General features: G+C 58.4%; 16 protein-coding genes and 1 riboswitch. Of the genes, 9 read left to right on the top strand and 7 right to left on the bottom strand.

The annotated features are described in order from the left end of the window. Positions 1-210: 210 nt before the first annotated feature. The 7 genes from QA648_RS09405 to phnF all read left to right on the top strand — a co-directional run bounded on the left by QA648_RS09405 (position 211) and on the right by phnF (position 6,792). Positions 211-1,164 (top strand): sugar ABC transporter permease, encoded by a 954-nt coding sequence (locus QA648_RS09405; RefSeq protein WP_283051103.1) that lies wholly within the window; start codon positions 211-213, stop codon positions 1,162-1,164. A 12-nt stretch (positions 1,165-1,176) separates the two neighbouring features. After that, a complete protein-coding gene (locus QA648_RS09400) occupies positions 1,177-2,016 on the top strand; it encodes a carbohydrate ABC transporter permease (RefSeq protein ID WP_283051101.1) in 840 nt (279 codons plus the stop codon). A 47-nt stretch (positions 2,017-2,063) separates the two neighbouring features. Further along, positions 2,064-3,077, top strand: coding sequence for a Gfo/Idh/MocA family oxidoreductase (locus QA648_RS09395; protein WP_283051286.1), 1,014 nt, complete (start codon positions 2,064-2,066; stop codon positions 3,075-3,077). Between the two features lie 13 nt (positions 3,078-3,090). After that, the gene (locus QA648_RS09390; protein ID WP_283051099.1) at positions 3,091-4,095 is read left to right on the top strand and encodes an ABC transporter ATP-binding protein; all 1,005 of its coding nucleotides are present in this window, start codon (positions 3,091-3,093) and stop codon (positions 4,093-4,095) included. A gap of 272 nt (positions 4,096-4,367) precedes the next feature. Further along, positions 4,368-5,369, top strand: a complete 1,002-nt coding sequence (locus tag QA648_RS09385) for an IS30 family transposase (RefSeq protein ID WP_283051097.1) — start codon at positions 4,368-4,370, stop codon at positions 5,367-5,369. 66 nt (positions 5,370-5,435) lie between these two features. Continuing rightward, positions 5,436-6,062 carry a methyltransferase domain-containing protein gene (locus tag QA648_RS09380; RefSeq protein ID WP_283051095.1) on the top strand — a complete coding sequence of 209 codons (627 nt, stop codon included), beginning with the start codon at positions 5,436-5,438 and terminating at the stop codon, positions 6,060-6,062. A gap of 1 nt (position 6,063) precedes the next feature. Further along, a complete protein-coding gene (gene phnF / locus QA648_RS09375) occupies positions 6,064-6,792 on the top strand; it encodes a phosphonate metabolism transcriptional regulator PhnF (RefSeq protein WP_104823607.1) in 729 nt (242 codons plus the stop codon). Between the two features lie 5 nt (positions 6,793-6,797). Here phnF and QA648_RS09370 read toward each other — a convergent pair whose 3' ends face one another. The 7 genes from QA648_RS09370 to QA648_RS09340 form a co-directional block, all read right to left on the bottom strand. After that, positions 6,798-7,148, bottom strand: a complete 351-nt coding sequence (locus tag QA648_RS09370) for a VOC family protein (RefSeq protein ID WP_283051093.1) — start codon at positions 7,146-7,148, stop codon at positions 6,798-6,800. 57 nt (positions 7,149-7,205) lie between these two features. Next, positions 7,206-7,682: a 6,7-dimethyl-8-ribityllumazine synthase gene (locus tag QA648_RS09365; RefSeq protein WP_283051091.1), complete on the bottom strand. Its 477-nt coding sequence runs from the start codon at positions 7,680-7,682 to the stop codon at positions 7,206-7,208. A gap of 90 nt (positions 7,683-7,772) precedes the next feature. Continuing rightward, positions 7,773-7,920: riboswitch (FMN riboswitch) on the bottom strand. A 90-nt stretch (positions 7,921-8,010) separates the two neighbouring features. Beyond that, positions 8,011-9,072, bottom strand: coding sequence for an ABC transporter ATP-binding protein (locus QA648_RS09360; protein WP_104823605.1), 1,062 nt, complete (start codon positions 9,070-9,072; stop codon positions 8,011-8,013). Positions 9,073-9,083: 11 nt separating this feature from the next. Next, positions 9,084-9,872 carry an ABC transporter permease gene (locus QA648_RS09355; RefSeq protein ID WP_104823604.1) on the bottom strand — a complete coding sequence of 263 codons (789 nt, stop codon included), beginning with the start codon at positions 9,870-9,872 and terminating at the stop codon, positions 9,084-9,086. Further along, positions 9,869-10,762 (bottom strand): ABC transporter permease subunit, encoded by an 894-nt coding sequence (locus QA648_RS09350; RefSeq protein WP_104823603.1) that lies wholly within the window; start codon positions 10,760-10,762, stop codon positions 9,869-9,871. Before QA648_RS09350 ends, QA648_RS09355 begins: the two co-directional genes overlap by 4 nt. Before the next feature lie 71 nt (positions 10,763-10,833). Continuing rightward, entirely contained in the window at positions 10,834-11,937 is a 1,104-nt protein-coding gene (locus tag QA648_RS09345) for an ABC transporter substrate-binding protein (protein ID WP_104823602.1), read from the bottom strand. Positions 11,938-12,121: 184 nt separating this feature from the next. Continuing rightward, entirely contained in the window at positions 12,122-12,994 is an 873-nt protein-coding gene (locus QA648_RS09340) for a MurR/RpiR family transcriptional regulator (RefSeq protein ID WP_283051089.1), read from the bottom strand. A 179-nt stretch (positions 12,995-13,173) separates the two neighbouring features. Here QA648_RS09340 and QA648_RS09335 point away from each other — a divergent pair, with 179 nt between their 5' ends. Together QA648_RS09335 and QA648_RS09330 are read left to right on the top strand one after the other, a co-directional pair. After that, positions 13,174-13,941: an N-formylglutamate amidohydrolase gene (locus QA648_RS09335; RefSeq protein ID WP_283051087.1), complete on the top strand. Its 768-nt coding sequence runs from the start codon at positions 13,174-13,176 to the stop codon at positions 13,939-13,941. A gap of 130 nt (positions 13,942-14,071) precedes the next feature. Continuing rightward, positions 14,072-15,643, top strand: a complete 1,572-nt coding sequence (locus QA648_RS09330; RefSeq protein WP_104823599.1) for an amino acid permease — start codon at positions 14,072-14,074, stop codon at positions 15,641-15,643. The last annotated feature ends 78 nt before the right edge of the window (positions 15,644-15,721 follow it).

Raw genomic sequence — 15,721 nt, 5'->3', positions numbered from 1 at the left:
CTGCTTTCCCGCTTTTGATGGGTAAGTGCATGACGCGCCTTCATTATTTGTATGCCGATATGAGCCGCCGGACCCGCGGCTGTCGCGACACCACATCGAGCCGCGCCCGATATTGTTTCTCCATGTTTGGCCGGAGAGCCGGAACAGCGGGCGAATTGAACATTTGCGCTGCCGTCCCGATGCGTAGCCAATAAAAGCAGGCAGAAAGCCATGAGCAAAGCCAGTATAGCAGCCGCTTTTGATGCGGTCCCGATCAAGCGCCAGAAGCGTTGGCATATCTTCGTTTTCCTTCTTCCGGCCTTCATCGTCTACACGGCGGTGATGATCCTGCCTCTGATCGAGACATTGCGGCTGTCGCTGTACAACGTCGTCGACAACCAATCGACCTTCGTGGGTCTCAACAATTTCAAAGTGTTGTTCGGGGATGATCGCTGGTCGCATGATTTCTGGAATGCGCTGCGCAACAATTTGATCTTCTTTGCCATCCACATGTGCGTGCAGAACCCGATCGGTGTCGCGCTTGCGGCGCTGCTGTCGCTGCCGAAGCTGCGGTTCGTCGCCTTCTATCGCACCGCCATGTTTCTGCCGACGCTGCTTTCCTTCGTCATCGTCGGTTTCATCTGGAAGCTTATTCTGTCGCCGCTCTGGGGTGTGGCGCCCGATTTGATGGGCATGGTCGGCCTTAAGTCGTTCTTTGCTCCCTGGCTCGGCAAGCCGGGCACGGCTCTCGTCACCGTCGCGCTGATCTCGGTCTGGCAATATGTCGGCATCCCGATGATGCTGATCTATGCCGCGCTACTGAACATCCCTGAAGAGGTGATCGAGGCGGCCGAGTGCGATGGCATCACCGGTTGGAGCCAGTTCTGGAAGATCAAGCTGCCACTGGTGCTGCCGGCGATCGGCATCATCTCGATCCTGACCTTCGTCGGCAATTTCAACGCTTTCGACCTTGTCTACACCGTGCAGGGCGCGCTGGCGGGGCCGGATGGTTCCACCGATATTCTTGGCACGTTGCTCTACCGCGTCTTCTTCGGCTTCCAGCTACAGCTCGGCGACCGCTCGATGGGCGCGACCATCGCGACGGTAATGTTCCTGATCATTCTCGCCGGCGTCTCATTCTATCTTTTCATCGTCCAGCGGCGCATCCGCCGCTACCAGTTCTGAGGAGAGGCGACGATGTCCAAGGCACGCACTTCCCTTGTCCGCTCCGGCCTCGTGCATCTGGCGTTGATCGCCTACACGTTGCTTGCCATCTTTCCGGTGTTTCTGACGATCATCAATTCCTTCAAGGACCGCGCCTCGATCTTCCGCGCGCCCCTGAGCATCCCAACGCCATCCAGCTTTAGTCTGATCGGTTATCAGACCGTTCTAAAGCAGGGGGACTTCCTGACCTATTTCGAGAACAGCTTCATCGTGACGATCGTCTCGATCGTCTTGACCCTGCTGTTCGGCGCCATGGCCGCCTTCGCGCTATCGGAATACCGCTTTCGCGGCAATATGATCATGGGGCTTTATCTTGCGATCGGCATCATGATCCCGATCCGCCTCGGTACGGTCGCCATCCTGCAGGGCATGGTCGCCGCCGGCTTGGTCAATACGCTGACCTCGCTGATCCTCGTCTACACGGCGCAGGGCCTGCCGCTTGCCATATTCATCCTTTCGGAATTCATGCGGACCGTCTCGGATGACTTGAAGAATGCCGGTCGCATCGATGGGCTCAGCGAATACGCGATCTTCTTCCGTCTTGTGCTCCCGTTGGTTCGTCCGGCCATGGCGACGGTCGCCGTCTTCACCATGATCCCGATCTGGAATGACCTGTGGTTCCCGCTGATCCTAGCGCCGAGCGAGGCGACCAAGACGGTGACGCTGGGCTCGCAAATCTTCATCGGCCAATTCGTTACCAACTGGAACGCAGTCCTGGCGGCGCTGACGCTCGCCATCCTGCCCATCCTCATCCTCTACGTCCTCTTCTCACGCCAACTCATTCGCGGCATTACATCCGGAGCAGTCAAGTGAGCTCATCTCATAAGCCGATCCGCGTGTTGGTCGCCGGCCTTGGCAATATGGGCCGCAGCCATGCGCTTGCCTACCACAACAATCCCGGTTTCGAGATTGTTGGCCTCGTCAATCGCTCGAAGCCGAAGCTGGCTGATGAGCTGCAGGGTTACACAATCCATCCGGATTTCGAAACGGCGCTGAGAGAGCTGAAGCCCGATCTCTGCTCGATCAACACCTATTCAGACAGCCACGCGGATTATGCCGTCATGGCTTTCGAGGCCGGCTGCGACGTATTCGTGGAAAAGCCGCTGGCGACGACCGTTGAAGATGCGGAGCGCGTTGTGGCCGCGGCTAAGAAAGCTGGCCGCAAGTTGGTGATCGGCTATATCCTGCGCCACCATCCGTCTTGGATGCGGTTGATTGCCGAAGCGCGCAAGCTCGGCGGTCCTTATGTCTTCCGCATGAACCTGAACCAACAGTCGAGCGGACCGACCTGGGAGACGCATAAGGCGCTGATGCGCACCACGTCTCCGATCGTCGATTGCGGCGTGCACTATGTCGATGTCATGTGCCAGATCACCGACGCAAAGCCGGTCGAGGTGCGCGGCATGGGTCTGCGCATGTCGGACGAGATCGCGCCGGATATGTACAATTACGGCCATCTGCAGGTGATCTACGAAGATGGTTCGGTCGGCTGGTACGAGGCCGGCTGGGGGCCGATGATTTCCGAAACGGCTTTCTTCGTGAAGGATGTGATGTCGCCGAATGGCGCGGTCTCGATCGTCATGGACCCCAACGCCAAGTCGGACGACATCGACACACACACCAAGACCTCCGTCATCCGGCTGCATACGGCCGAGACCGGTCCGAACGGCAAGTTCATCCGTCCCGATCAGAATCTGCGCATGGACGGAGAGCCGGGTCACCAGGAGCTGTGCGATCGCGAACAGGCCTTCATGCTGAAGGCCATCCGCGAGGATATCGACCTTAGCCGCCATATGGCCGACGCTGTTCAATCGCTGCGCATCTGCCTCGCCGCCGACGAGAGCGTGCGCACCGGCAAGCCCGTTTATTTGTAAGGGATAAGAGACTGTGGGATCGCTTCAACTGAAATCTATCCGCAAGGCCTATGGTACGCATGATGTGCTGAAGGGCATCGACCTCGAGGTGAAGGATGGCGAGTTCGTCATCTTCGTCGGCCCTTCCGGTTGCGGTAAGTCGACTCTTTTGCGCAGCATCGCCGGCCTGGAGGACGTAACCTCGGGCGCGGTTTTGATCAATGGCAAGGATGTGACGGTTACGCCGCCTGCCAAGCGCGGCATTTCCATGGTGTTCCAGTCCTATGCGCTCTATCCGCATCTGACGGTGAAGGACAATATGGGCCTCGGCCTGAAGCAGGCTGGCACCGCCAAGGATGAGATCGAAGGTCGTGTGGAAAAGGCGTCGAGCATGCTTTCTCTCGCCCCCTATCTCGCCCGTCGTCCCGCCGAACTCTCCGGCGGCCAACGTCAGCGCGTCGCCATTGGCCGCGCCATCGTGCGCGAACCGGAGCTCTTTCTGTTCGACGAGCCGCTGTCGAACCTCGATGCGGCATTGCGCGTTCAGACCCGGCTTGAAATCGCCCGCCTGCATCGCAGCCTGAAGGCAACGATGATCTATGTCACCCACGATCAGGTCGAAGCCATGACGCTGGCCGACAAGATCGTAGTGATGAACGCCGGCGCGATCGAGCAGATCGGTTCGCCGATGGAGCTCTATAACCGGCCCGCGAACATCTTCGTCGCCGGCTTCATCGGTTCGCCGCAGATGAACTTCATTCCGGCGGAGAAGCTCGAGCAGAGCGGTGCCAAGACCATCGGCATCCGTCCGGAGCATATCACTTTGTCGCGCGACCACGGCACCTGGGCCGCCAAGGTCATCCATGTCGAACATCTCGGCGCCGATACGATCATCTATCTCGAATCCAACCAAACCGGCCTTCTGACCGCGCGTCTTTTCGGTGAACACAAATATGAGCCGGACGAAACGGTCTATGCGACGCCGGAGACCAGACATATGCATCGCTTCGACGCAAACGATCGGGCCATTCGCGCGTAGGCGTCGGCATTTGGCATATTGAAGAGGGCTCTGCTTTGGCAGGGCCCTCTTTTTATTTGTCCAGCGATTAGCCCTCAAATGATCCAGTCGTCCGGACGAATTCATGTGCCTGTCACAGAGGTGCGCTATCACTCGCTCAGTCAACACCAACAGCGAGCGCATCATGGCAAATGCAGCGACCACTTATGCAACTTGGCATACCGAACCGGTACATTCTATTTCCAAGTGCGACATGCCAATGATTTCAATGGCTTCACTTTGGAGATTTTGGCATGTCCCGATGCTATCAGCAATTGACCCTCGCCGATCGTCGTCGCCTTCATCATCTTGTCGAGCGCAAGGTGCCGATCAACGAGATGGCCCGCCAGCTCGGTCGTCACCGCTCGACCATCTATCGTGAGATCAGGCGCAACACGTTCCATGACCGCGAGCTTCCCGAATACAGCGGCTACTTCTCGACGGTTGCCGATGACATTGCCAAGGAGCGACGACGGCGCTTGCGAAAGCTTAGACGCCATCCGCATCTGCGTCGTATGGTGATTGAGAAGCTGGAGGCCTACTGGTCACCGGAGCAAATCGCCGGCCGTCTGCTGTTGGACGGCCTGAGCCTTGTTCGCATTTGCAAGGAGACGATCTACCGCTTCATCTACGGCAAGGAGGATTACGGGCTGGGGCTTTATCGCTATCTGCCGGAGGCGCGCCGCAAGCGCCGCCCCCGTGGCTCCAGAAAGCCACGAAATAGCGTGTTTCCCGCCAGTCATCGGATATCGCAACGACCTGATTTTATTGGCAATCGGACGAGGTTCGGTCACTGGGAAGGCGACCTTTTGATCTTCGAACGCGAGCTCGGTCATGCCAACCTCACCTCATTGGTCGAGCGCAAAAGCCGCTACACCGTGATGATCAAGAACCAAAGCCGACACTCCCGTCCGATCATGGACAAGATCATCGCAACATTCTCTCCTTTGCCAGCCTTCGCACGCCAGAGCTTCACCTTCGACCGCGGCACCGAGTTTGCCGGATTCAGGGCTTTGGAAGATGGGATTGGCGCGCGCAGCTGGTTCTGCGATCCCAGTGCACCCTGGCAGAAGGGAGCCGTCGAAAATGCCAACAAGCGCATTCGTCGCTTCATGCCAGGCGATACTGATCTTGCAGCCGTCTCTCAGCGCGACTTGATCCACCTTGCCCGCCATCTCAACGACCAGCCGCGGAAATGCCTCGGCTACAAAACGCCAGCGGAAGTGTTCCTGGCGCATTTGCATGAGGAGGGGTGATCCCCTACCCTAAACGCCGGCATGATGCACTTGGATGAGCTTCTCCAACCGAATGGCGACATCGCGATGGCAGAGTCGCACAGCCCCTATTGGCGGCATTTCATCGAGAGCGTGCCGGAGCGGGATTTTTCGTCGAAAACCGTGCTGGATTTTGGCTGCAATCGCGGCGGCTTTCTGCGGCTGCTTCACGCGATGCGGCCGTTCTGTCGCGGCGTCGGCATCGACATTGCTTCGGAATCGGTTGCGGCGGCTGTGGCGGCCAAGGGCAACATGCCGCTGCAGTTTCAAGTCACCACCGATCTTTCGCCTTTTGCCGATAGCTTCGATGTCGCATTCAGCTATGAGGTCGTTTACCTGCTGCCGGAGTTGAAGCGGCATGCCGAGCAGATGTTCGAGGTCATGCGCAATGGCGGTGTCTATTACGCCGTCACCGGTTGCCACAACGAAATGCCGCTTTGGCCGAAGTGGCGCGAGCTGATCGGCGGCAACAGCAATGCGCCGGTGCAGGATCGCTCTCCGCAGGACTATATCGATGCCTTCGCAGCCGCCGGCTTCGATGTTTCCGTTCGGCGTTTCGGCTATAGCGGCTTCGTCAGCGGATCGAAGGATCGCAAATATTATCCGAGCATTCTCGACGCGCTGAGCTATCCTGCTGAATACAAGCTCCTGTTCCGGCTCGAAAAGCGCATCTGATATGGAAACGATCGATCGCAAGAGCGGCAGTGCTCTCTGGCATCAGATCGGCGAAATCCTGGCGGCGGATATCGCCACCGGGACCTTTGCTCCGGGCGCCAAATTGCCGACCGAACCTGAACTCATGCAACGTTTCGGTGTTAGCCGTTTCACTGTCCGCCAGGCGCTCGGCCATTTGGAGCAGCGGGGATTGGTGCGCGCGGAGCAGGGGCGAGGGACCTTCGTTCACAGAGGGGCTCTCGACTATAGGCTCTCGAAGAAGACGCGGTTCTCCCAGAATTTGATCGAGCAAGGTTTCGAGCCTGGCGGCGAATTATTGATCCACGAGGTCGTCCCGGCATCCGAGCTTGTCGCGGCGCGGCTGAGGCTTGCGCTTGGCGCGCCGGTCATCCATCGCCGCGGTGTCATGACGGCGGATGGGGTGCCCGTCGAACTTGGCGACACCTACTATCCGGCTGACCGATTTCCGGATTTCGACAAGGCGAGGCTGCAATATCAGACCATTACCGCAGCACTCGCGAGCTACGGCGTCCACGACTATGTGCGCCTATCGACCGAGATCGAGGCGCGCATGCCGAATGCCGAGGAGGCGCGGTTGTTGCGGCAGCCGAAGTCAACACCGGTATTGGTCGTTCTCAAAGTGGATGTCGATAACGATGGTGCGCCCATTACCTATTCCGAGACTTTATGGTCGGCGGAGCGGGTGACCTTCAACGTCGATTTGGGATGAACGGCCTATCGATGGGACAGAATATTCACGATCTTGCCGAAGGGATCGCGGACGTAGAAACGCCGGACTCCCCAGGGTTCGTCGTTCAGATCGTAGACGATGTCGAGCTGCATCGACCGGGCGCGTTGATAGACGTGATCGACGTCGTCGACCTCAATCGAAAGATCGGGCACGGTCGTGCCTGAGCCGCCTTCGCTGGCTATGCTGATCTGCGGCACAGTCTGCGCCTTCGAGGCAAAGGTGATGATCCAGCCGTGGTCCATAACGATATCCAAGCCGAGCAGGTCGCCATAGAAGGCGCGAGCGCTGGCGGGATCGGCCGCATGCAGATTGGGGACAATTCGCAGGACGGTCATGCGATGCTCCTTGCCGGAGGAATGAAGGCGGGCCTTTGCCGCCTCCACCATCTTAACTCAGACAGTCACCGATGGCAGCAGCTTGGCGCGTTCGCTGAGGATCTGTCGGCAGGCGTTTGCCACTTCCTGACCCTTGATGACGAAATGCTGCTTGAAGAAATGAATATGCGCTTCCGTCTCCTGGAAATGATGCGGCGTCAGCACGGTCGAAAGAATCGGAACGCCGGTATCCAATTGCACGCGCATCATCGCATCGAGAACGGTGTCGGCAACGAAGTCGTGGCGATAGATGCCGCCGTCGACGACGAAAGCGGTTGCGATGATCGCGCTATAGCGGCCGTTGCGGGCGAGCGTCTGCGCATGCAGCGGGATTTCCAGGGCGCCGGGTACATCGAAAATGTCGATGGGGGAGGCGCCTTCGGTCTTCTGCCATTCGGCGATGAAGGAATCGACGCACTGATCGACGATATCGGCATGCCAGCGGGCCCGGATCAACGCTATGCGGCCCGGCTGCGTAAAAATGGAAATGGTCATGAACTCTGCCTTTCAAGGGTTTAACTCAATATCCCTTGGGCGAACACGCAAGGCCGCAGAAGCCCCTTGCGCGAAGGAGCCGTCGACCCGGCTTGCTCTCTTCCATCCGGACTATACCGTCGGCTCCGGCCTCTCACCGGATCTGCTGACTCTTCCGGCAAACCGGAAGGCGCTCGCGGGCTCGGAGATCAGCCTCCATACCGCCGGTGGGGAATTGCACCCCGCCCTGAGAACGCCTGGACTATAATTGCGGTGCAACAGAAATCAAAGAAAAACGCCGGGCGATTTGCCCGGCGCTTGCGAAAAATCTGTCCAATTGCGCTGCTTATCAATCCTGGATGACCAGCAGATCGGACGAGGCGAAGCGTAGCGTGACTTTCTCGCCGACGCTTGGAGGCATCATTCCGGGGCTGTTGAACATGTCGAAGGAAATGGTGTTGCCGCCGACATTCATGCGCGTGCGGATCACCGAACCCAGGAAGTGGGCCGAGGAGACTTCGCCGGTCAGAGCAGTGTCGCCCTTGGCCGATTCTGCCAGCGAGCCGGCTTCTGGGCGCAGCGCCAGCGATACGGTGTCGCCGGGCTTGTAGGCGGTGACCGACTGCTTCAGTGTCACACCCTGATCGCCGATCATGATGCGGTTGCTGTCCGGATCGACGACCTTGCCTTCGATGAGGTTCAGCGTGCCGACGAAGGAGGCGACGAAGCGGGTGGCCGGCGTGTTGTAGATTTCGAAGGGCGTGCCGATCTGGTCGGCGCGGCCGGCGTTCATGACGACGATGCGATCGGAGATCGACAGAGCTTCTTCCTGGTCATGCGTCACGAAAACGGTGGTGATGCCGAGCTGCTGCTGGATGGCGCGAATTTCTTCACGCAGCGATACGCGGATCTTGGCATCAAGCGCCGAGAGCGGTTCGTCGAGCAGGAGGACCTGCGGCTTGACGGCGATAGCGCGGGCGAGCGCCACGCGCTGCTGCTGGCCGCCGGACATTTGGAACGGATAACGACCGGCAAGATGATCAAGCTTGATCAGGCCGAGCATTTCCTTGACGCGCTTGTCGATGTCAGGCTTGGCAACGCCGGCGACCTTGAGGCCGAAGGCGACGTTGTCATGCACGGTCATGTTCGGAAACAGTGCGTAAGCCTGGAACACCATGCCGATGTTGCGCTGGTTCGGCTTCAGGGGACGCTGATCTTTGCCGTTGATCGTCAGCATGCCGGCGGTCGGCGTTTCGAAACCGGCGATCATGCGCAGAACGGTCGTCTTGCCGCAGCCGGACGGTCCGAGGAAGGAGACGAATTCTCCTTTCTCGATATGCATGGTGAAGTCATGGACGACCTTGGTTTCGCCGAAGGACTTCTTGATGTTGGTAAGTTCGAGAAAAGCCATGGTGTGAAGCCTCACGCCTTAATCGGAGCGGATCTGGAGAAACGGGAAACGAGCTGGAGAAGGCCCATGCTGAGCCAGGTTACAGCGAGTGCGATGATCGCCAGCGCCGAAGACTGATAGGCCTGATTGGCGCCGACGAGCTGCATATAGGGGCCGAAGGCCGGACGATTGAGCAGCGAAGCCATGGTGAATTCGCCCATGACGATCGCCAGCGTGATGAAGGCACCAGACAGAACGCCGCTCATGACATTGGGAAAAATGCAGCGGAACATGATGGTGGTCCACTTCGCGCCGAGGCTTTCTGCGGCTTCCGTCAGGGTACCTACATCGATCGTGCGCATCGCCGTATCCACCGAACGATACATATAGGGGAGCGCCAAGACAATATAGGAGCAGACGAGCAGAAAGTTCGTCGATTGCTCGAAGCCCGTCAGCGGCAGGATCGACGATGAATTGTAGAGACGCAGGTAGCCGAAGACGATCACGATCGCAGGAATGACCAGCGGCATCAGCGTAATGAATTCGACGACCGGGCGTAACTGTGGCAAGCGAAGCCGCACCCAATAGGCCGTCGGGACAACGAGCAGCATGCCGACGACAATGGTCAGCGCGGCCATGAGCATGGAATAGCCGAACGCATAAAGGAAGTGCGCATCGGAAAAGACCGATGCATAGGCATCGAAACTATAGGCATCGCGGCGCATGCGCAGCGAGAATTCCAGCGTGCCGATAAGCGGAACGATGAAATAGAAGGCGCCGATGACGACCGCGATCCAGGCGAAGAATTTTTGCAGCTTCATTTCTGCCACCGTTCTGCGCGCATGCGCATGATGATGTAGATGACGTTGGAAATGCCGGTGATGACGATCATGCCGAGAGCCATCGCATAGCCGAGGTTGGCGTTGTGCAGCACGTCGCCGCGGATCTGGGCATAGAGCTGGATCGGTATGATGTTCAGCGAGCTGCCAGTCAGGGCGATTGCGGTCGCAATGGCGCCGAAGGCATTGGCGAACAGCAGCAGCGTCGTGCCAAGCAGGCTCGGCCACAGGATGGGGAGTGCCACCATCAGCCAATACTGCCCATTGGTCGCCCCAAGGATCGAGGCCGCCTCGCGCCATTCCTTCTTCATACCGTCCAGGGCTGGCGTGATGATCAGAACCATCAGCGGAATCTGGAAGTACATGTAGGTGATCGTCAGGCCGACGAAGCTGTAGAGATTGAAGCCTGCATGAAAAATGTCGAAGCCAAGCCAGTTTTTCAGCAGCAGCGTGACGAGGCCCAGGCGACCGATCGTGGCGATGAATGCAAAAGCCAGAGGCACACCGGCGAAATTTGAAGCGACGCCGGAAAAAGTCAGGAAGGCATGGCGCACCCAGGCCGGAAGTCCACCCATGACCAGGGCCCAGGCCAGATAAAAGCCGATTAGTGCGCCGCCGAGCGCCGAGGCGACAGACACTCTGATGCTGATCCAGTACGAGTCCAAGATGGATTTTGTGAAAAGATCGCCGATGTTCTTCAACGTTAGGCTGCCGTCGGGCGTCAGAAACGCACCTGCGACCAGATAGATCGTTGGGAGTATGAGAAACAGAAGCGCGAAGATCAGGAAGGGCGCAATGCCCAGCCAATCGACAACCACGCGCTTATTGATCATGGGGGCGGTACTGATCGTTGATGTCGTGACGATGCTCATGATTGGCCCATTCCGCGGCGTCAAAAAAGGAAAACCTCCCCGCCGAAGCGGGGAGGTCATATTAGCTGAAATTACTGTACGTTCGAACCGACGACAGAATCCCACTTGGTAGTGATGGCGGTCTTGCCGGCAGCCTGTTCATCGAGCGTCGGGAAAACGGCCTTTTCATAGGCTGCTGCCGGCGGCAGCTTGTCGAGAAGTTCCTGCGGAACCTTCTTGTTCTTCGCCAGGTCGTTGAAGCGGATCGGGTGGCAATAGCCCTTCAGCCAGCCGATCTGGCCTTCGTCGGAATAGAGGAATTCCATCCAGAGCTTGGCAGCGTTCGGGTGCGGAGCGAAAGCCGAGATCGCCTGAACGTAAACGCCAGCGACAACGCCCGAAGCCGGAACCGTAACGTCAACCGGCGGGTTGCCGTTCAGGCTGTCGCGCCATGCGAGGCCGTTGTAGTCCCAGGCGACGACGATCGGGGTTGCGCCCTGAGCGAGCGAAGCGGACTTGCCGATGACCGGAACGAAGTTGCCAGCCTTGTTCAGCTTTGCGAAGTAGTCGAGACCAGCAGCGCCGACCTTGGCGGCATCCTTTTCGCCGGCAGCCAGGCCAGCGGCGTAAACGGCCTGTACGGCCTGGTTGGAGGTGCGCGGGTCGCCAGCGAGCGATACGGTGTTGGCGTATTCCGGCTTCTGCAGGTCAGCCCAGTCCTTCGGCGGGTTCTTCACGACGTCTTTGTTGGTGACGAAGGAGAGAACGCCGTAGTAGTCGCCATACCAGAAGCCGTCGGCATCCTTGGCGCTGTCCGGAATCGAGTCCCAGGTGGAGACCTTGTAAGGCTGTAGCAGGCCGTCCTTCTTGGCGGTCGGGCCGAAGGAGAGACCAACGTCGATTACGTCGGGAGCCTGCGGGCCGGTGTTGCCCTTGTTGGCGCGGATTGCTTCAACTTCATCGCCCGACCCGGCGTCCGGGTTCAGTTCGTTGACATCGATGCTGTACTTCGCCTTGAAAGCAGCGATGAGGTCGCCATAACCGCACCAGTTGTGGGGCAGGGCGATAGTGGTCAGCGTGCCTTCCTTCTTGGCGGCAGCGATAAGGTCTGCGCTCGGTTCAGCAGCAGCAATGGCGGTCGTGGCGACGAGCATTGCAGTGGAGAGCGTCAGAAGACGATGAATTTTCGAGGTCACTGGTATTCCTCCTTTTGGGTTTTCAGTGTCTGGCGTTGCTGTTAATGACGTTGCATGAAGGTTGTGTGACGGATTTCAATGGGTTGCGCTTCCTGAACATCGGAGATTTACTTTTATTCGCTAACGATGACAGGCCTGTCTTGCTAGCCGATCCTTAGGTCGTAACTTTATACTTTCCTCCCTGCTAACCTAGCTTGCGGAACAGCCTTGTTTGTTCGAACAGGCCTTCAAGCGTTTTCATGCGCTCACTCGTCTCGTCCCAGGTCGAGCTTTGTACGGCTTCGATCAGCGCTTCGACGATGAAAAGGGTGACGACGGAGGAATCCCAGGCCGAAGGCGCTTCGATCTGCACGCGGAATGTGTGCTTTGCATATTTGACGGCAGGGGTCGCCCATTGGTCGGTGAAGACGATGATCTCGGCTCCGCAACGCCGGGCGGCGGCGGCGAGGCTGACCATTTCCTGCTCGTAACGTCTGATATCGAAGATCACCAGCAAGTCTCCGGGATTCATGTTCAAAACATATTGCGGCCAGGAACTGGAGTTGGAGGAGAGCAAGGTCGTGTTCGGGCGGATGACCTGCATATGGGTAAAGAAATATTCGGCAAGCGCGCCGGTGATGCGTCCACCGACGAAATAAAGCCCGCGTTTGTGCTCCGATAGCAGCGCAGCGACGTTATCGAAGGTGGCTGCATCGATATCCGTCAGGGTCTGGCGGAGATTGCCCATAATGGCGTCAGCAAAGCGGTTAAGGATGTGCGTGCCGGGAGCATTGGACGCCCAGCGGTCGTGTTTGGTGAGCGGATTCGAGATGGTCGCCTCGACTTCCTGATGGAGGCGGGACTGAAAGTCCGGGTAACCCTTGAAGCCGAGTTTCTGCACCATGCGCGCCACTGTCGGCGTGGAAACCCGCGCATTTTCGGCAACTGTCGTAATGCTGCCCAACCCCGAAACCGGGTAGTTGTCGAGCAGGCTCTTGGCGAGCTGCTTTTCGGCGCGCGTCAGCGCGTCGAATTGGGCATTGATTACGTCCGAAACTGTTTTCGACGCATTGCTCACTCTATTTTTGCTCCCCGGGACGGTCTTATGCCGGTCTCCTGGAAGGAATATAACTACGCTGTCACATTTCGAGTCAATGTCACAAATGAAGAAATAATTTCAGTTTCCAGTTGACAGTCGCCGAAACCTGAAGAATTCTTTTCTTATAAAGATTTTATTAAGAGGGTAGGGCGCCTTTGATGCATGCCGCGCAAGGCATTCTGACGGAAGCGGATGGCGATTGCGTCGCGGTCGAACGGCCGGACGGAAAAAGCGCGGTTTTCATCATCTGCGAACATGCTTCACGCACGTTGCCCAAATATTTCGGCGATCTGGGCCTTTCGACCGAAGCGCTGTCCAGCCACATCGCCTGGGATCCGGGTGCGCTAGCGGTCGCCACGAAGATGTCCGGCAGCCTCGATGCTACGCTGGTTTATCAACGCTTCTCGCGGCTGATTTACGACTGCAACCGTCCGCCCGAAAGCGCGGGCGCGATGCCGGAGGTCAGCGAGATCTACACGATCCCCGGCAACCAGCACCTGCAAACCTCCGACCGGCAAGCGCGCACCAACGCTCTTTATATACCGTTCCATGACCGCATTCGCGCGCTCCTGAAAGAGCGCGCGGCGAGGGAACAAAACACCGTGATCGTCACGGTTCACAGCTTCACGCCTGTTTACAATGGCAGGCAGCGGGCAGTGGAGCTCGGCATTCTGCACGATGAAGACCGCTGGCTGGCGGATCGCATGCTCGATGCTGCTGTAGAGGCGCCGCTCTACCGCACCGAACGCAACGAGCCTTACGGGCCAGAAGATGGCGTCACCCATACGCTTAAACTGCATGGGCTCGCCAACGGTTTGCATAACGTTATGATCGAGGTCCGCAACGACCTCATCGGAGATGACGTCGGCCAAGGGGTCGTGGCCGACTATCTAACAGGGCTTATCCAGAGCAGTCTGGAAGCCTGAGCATAGAAGAAAAGACCCCGGGGAGCAGTTCAACTGCGATCGGGCCGTATGGCAAAAAGCCAGCGGCGCAAGTGGCACAATGGTGGCCCGCAATTCCGTGGGCAACCGGGTTTTAGGGGGAATGACATACATGTCTGATTACACAGAGTTGGACAAGAAGCAGGACGTGCATATTCTGCACTCCATGGGCTATGCCCAGGAGTTGGAACGGCGCATGAGTTCGTTCTCGAACTTTGCCGTATCCTTTTCCATCATTTGCATTCTTTCGGGCGGCATCAATTCGCTCGCCCAGGCGACTTCTGGCGCAGGCGGTGCCGCGATCGGCATCGGCTGGCCGGTCGGATGCTTCATTTCGCTGGTCTTTGCCGTGGCGATGGCGCAGATCAGCTCAGCCTATCCGACTGCGGGCGGGCTCTATCACTGGGGCTCGATCCTCGGCAACCGCTTCACCGGCTGGCTGACCGCATGGTTCAACCTGCTCGGCCTCGTCACCGTTCTCGGCGCGATCAATGTCGGCACCTATTATTTCTTCATCGGTGCTTTCGGCGGCTATTTCGGCATGGTCGATACGACATTGGTTCGTATCGTGTTCCTGGTGGTCATTACCGGCCTTCAGGCGCTCGTGAACCATATGGGTATCGGGCTGACCGCGAAGCTCACCGACTTCTCCGGCTATCTGATCTTCGCAACCTCGATCGCACTTGCGGTCGTGTGCCTGATCGCCGCACCATCCTATGATTTCGCGCGGCTGTTCACCTTCACGAACTACTCGGGTGTGGCAACGATTGCCGCCGATGGTTCGGCAACCGGAGCACCGGTCTGGCCGCAGGTTTCCACCTTCTGGGTCTTTGCGCTCGGCCTCCTGCTGCCGATCTACACGATCACCGGCTACGACGCCTCGGCGCATACATCGGAGGAAACGGTCAAGGCAGCGCATTCCGTTCCGCGCGGCATGGTAGCCTCCGTGCTTTGGTCGGCCTTGTTCGGCTATATCATGCTGTGTGCATTCGTTCTGATGATCCCGAATATGGACGACGCCGCAAAGCAGGGCTGGAACGTGTTCTTCTGGGCGATGGATGCTCAAGTGAACCCCATCGTCAAGGATATCCTGTATCTCCTGATCTTCATCAGCCAGTGGCTGTGCGGCCTTGCAACGGTCACCTCTGTATCGCGCATGATCTTTGCGTTCTCGCGTGACGGCGGTCTTCCTGCATCGAAGGCACTTTCCAAGGTCAGCCCGACACACCGCACGCCGGTTTCCGCGATCTGGACCGGCTCGATTCTTTCGGTGCTGTTCGTCTGGGGTTCGTCGCTGGTGTCGATCGGCGATACACCGGTTTATACCATCGTCGTTTCGTGCACCGTCATCTTCCTCTTCTTCTCCTTCGCGATCCCGATCACGCTCGGTCTGTTCGCCTGGGGTACGTCGAAGTGGGACAAGATGGGCCCGTGGAACCTCGGTGAAGGGTTGTTCAAGCTTTTTGCCGTGCTGTCTATCATCGCGATGATCGTGATCTTTGTTCTCGGCATTCAGCCGCCGAATGACTGGGCAGGCATCATCACCGTCGGCTTCTTTGTCCTGACCGCGATCGTCTGGTTCGGCTTCGAGCGGCGCCGCTTCAAGGGACCGCCGATCGGCGACGCGATCGCCAAGCGCAAGGCCGAAATCGCAGCGGCAGAAGCGGCCGTCGGCGAAAGCTAAGCATCGGAGCTGCATTTCTCGAACGGCGGGGCCGCCTGCGTGCGGCCCCTTCACCGGTATAAACGAAACGCACGGCGC

This window comes from Rhizobium sp. CB3171 (genome assembly GCF_029714265.1).
In the GTDB taxonomy this organism is placed as follows: domain Bacteria; phylum Pseudomonadota; class Alphaproteobacteria; order Rhizobiales; family Rhizobiaceae; genus Rhizobium.
The sequence above is the reverse complement of the archived record's forward strand: the minus strand, read 5'-3'. Positions and strand labels throughout refer to the sequence as shown.

Coding starts and splice junctions, on each gene's coding strand:
- QA648_RS09405 (WP_283051103.1), top strand. CDS start 211: ATGAGCAAAGCCAGTATAGCAGCCGCTTTTGATGCGGTCCCGATCAAG.
- QA648_RS09400 (WP_283051101.1), top strand. CDS start 1,177: ATGTCCAAGGCACGCACTTCCCTTGTCCGCTCCGGCCTCGTGCATCTG.
- QA648_RS09395 (WP_283051286.1), top strand. CDS start 2,064: ATGGGCCGCAGCCATGCGCTTGCCTACCACAACAATCCCGGTTTCGAG.
- QA648_RS09385 (WP_283051097.1), top strand. CDS start 4,368: ATGTCCCGATGCTATCAGCAATTGACCCTCGCCGATCGTCGTCGCCTT.
- QA648_RS09380 (WP_283051095.1), top strand. CDS start 5,436: ATGGCAGAGTCGCACAGCCCCTATTGGCGGCATTTCATCGAGAGCGTG.
- phnF (WP_104823607.1), top strand. CDS start 6,064: ATGGAAACGATCGATCGCAAGAGCGGCAGTGCTCTCTGGCATCAGATC.
- QA648_RS09370 (WP_283051093.1), bottom strand. CDS start 7,148: ATGACCGTCCTGCGAATTGTCCCCAATCTGCATGCGGCCGATCCCGCC.
- QA648_RS09365 (WP_283051091.1), bottom strand. CDS start 7,682: ATGACCATTTCCATTTTTACGCAGCCGGGCCGCATAGCGTTGATCCGG.
- QA648_RS09360 (WP_104823605.1), bottom strand. CDS start 9,072: ATGGCTTTTCTCGAACTTACCAACATCAAGAAGTCCTTCGGCGAAACC.
- QA648_RS09355 (WP_104823604.1), bottom strand. CDS start 9,872: ATGAAGCTGCAAAAATTCTTCGCCTGGATCGCGGTCGTCATCGGCGCC.
- QA648_RS09350 (WP_104823603.1), bottom strand. CDS start 10,762: ATGAGCATCGTCACGACATCAACGATCAGTACCGCCCCCATGATCAAT.
- QA648_RS09335 (WP_283051087.1), top strand. CDS start 13,174: ATGCATGCCGCGCAAGGCATTCTGACGGAAGCGGATGGCGATTGCGTC.
- QA648_RS09330 (WP_104823599.1), top strand. CDS start 14,072: ATGTCTGATTACACAGAGTTGGACAAGAAGCAGGACGTGCATATTCTG.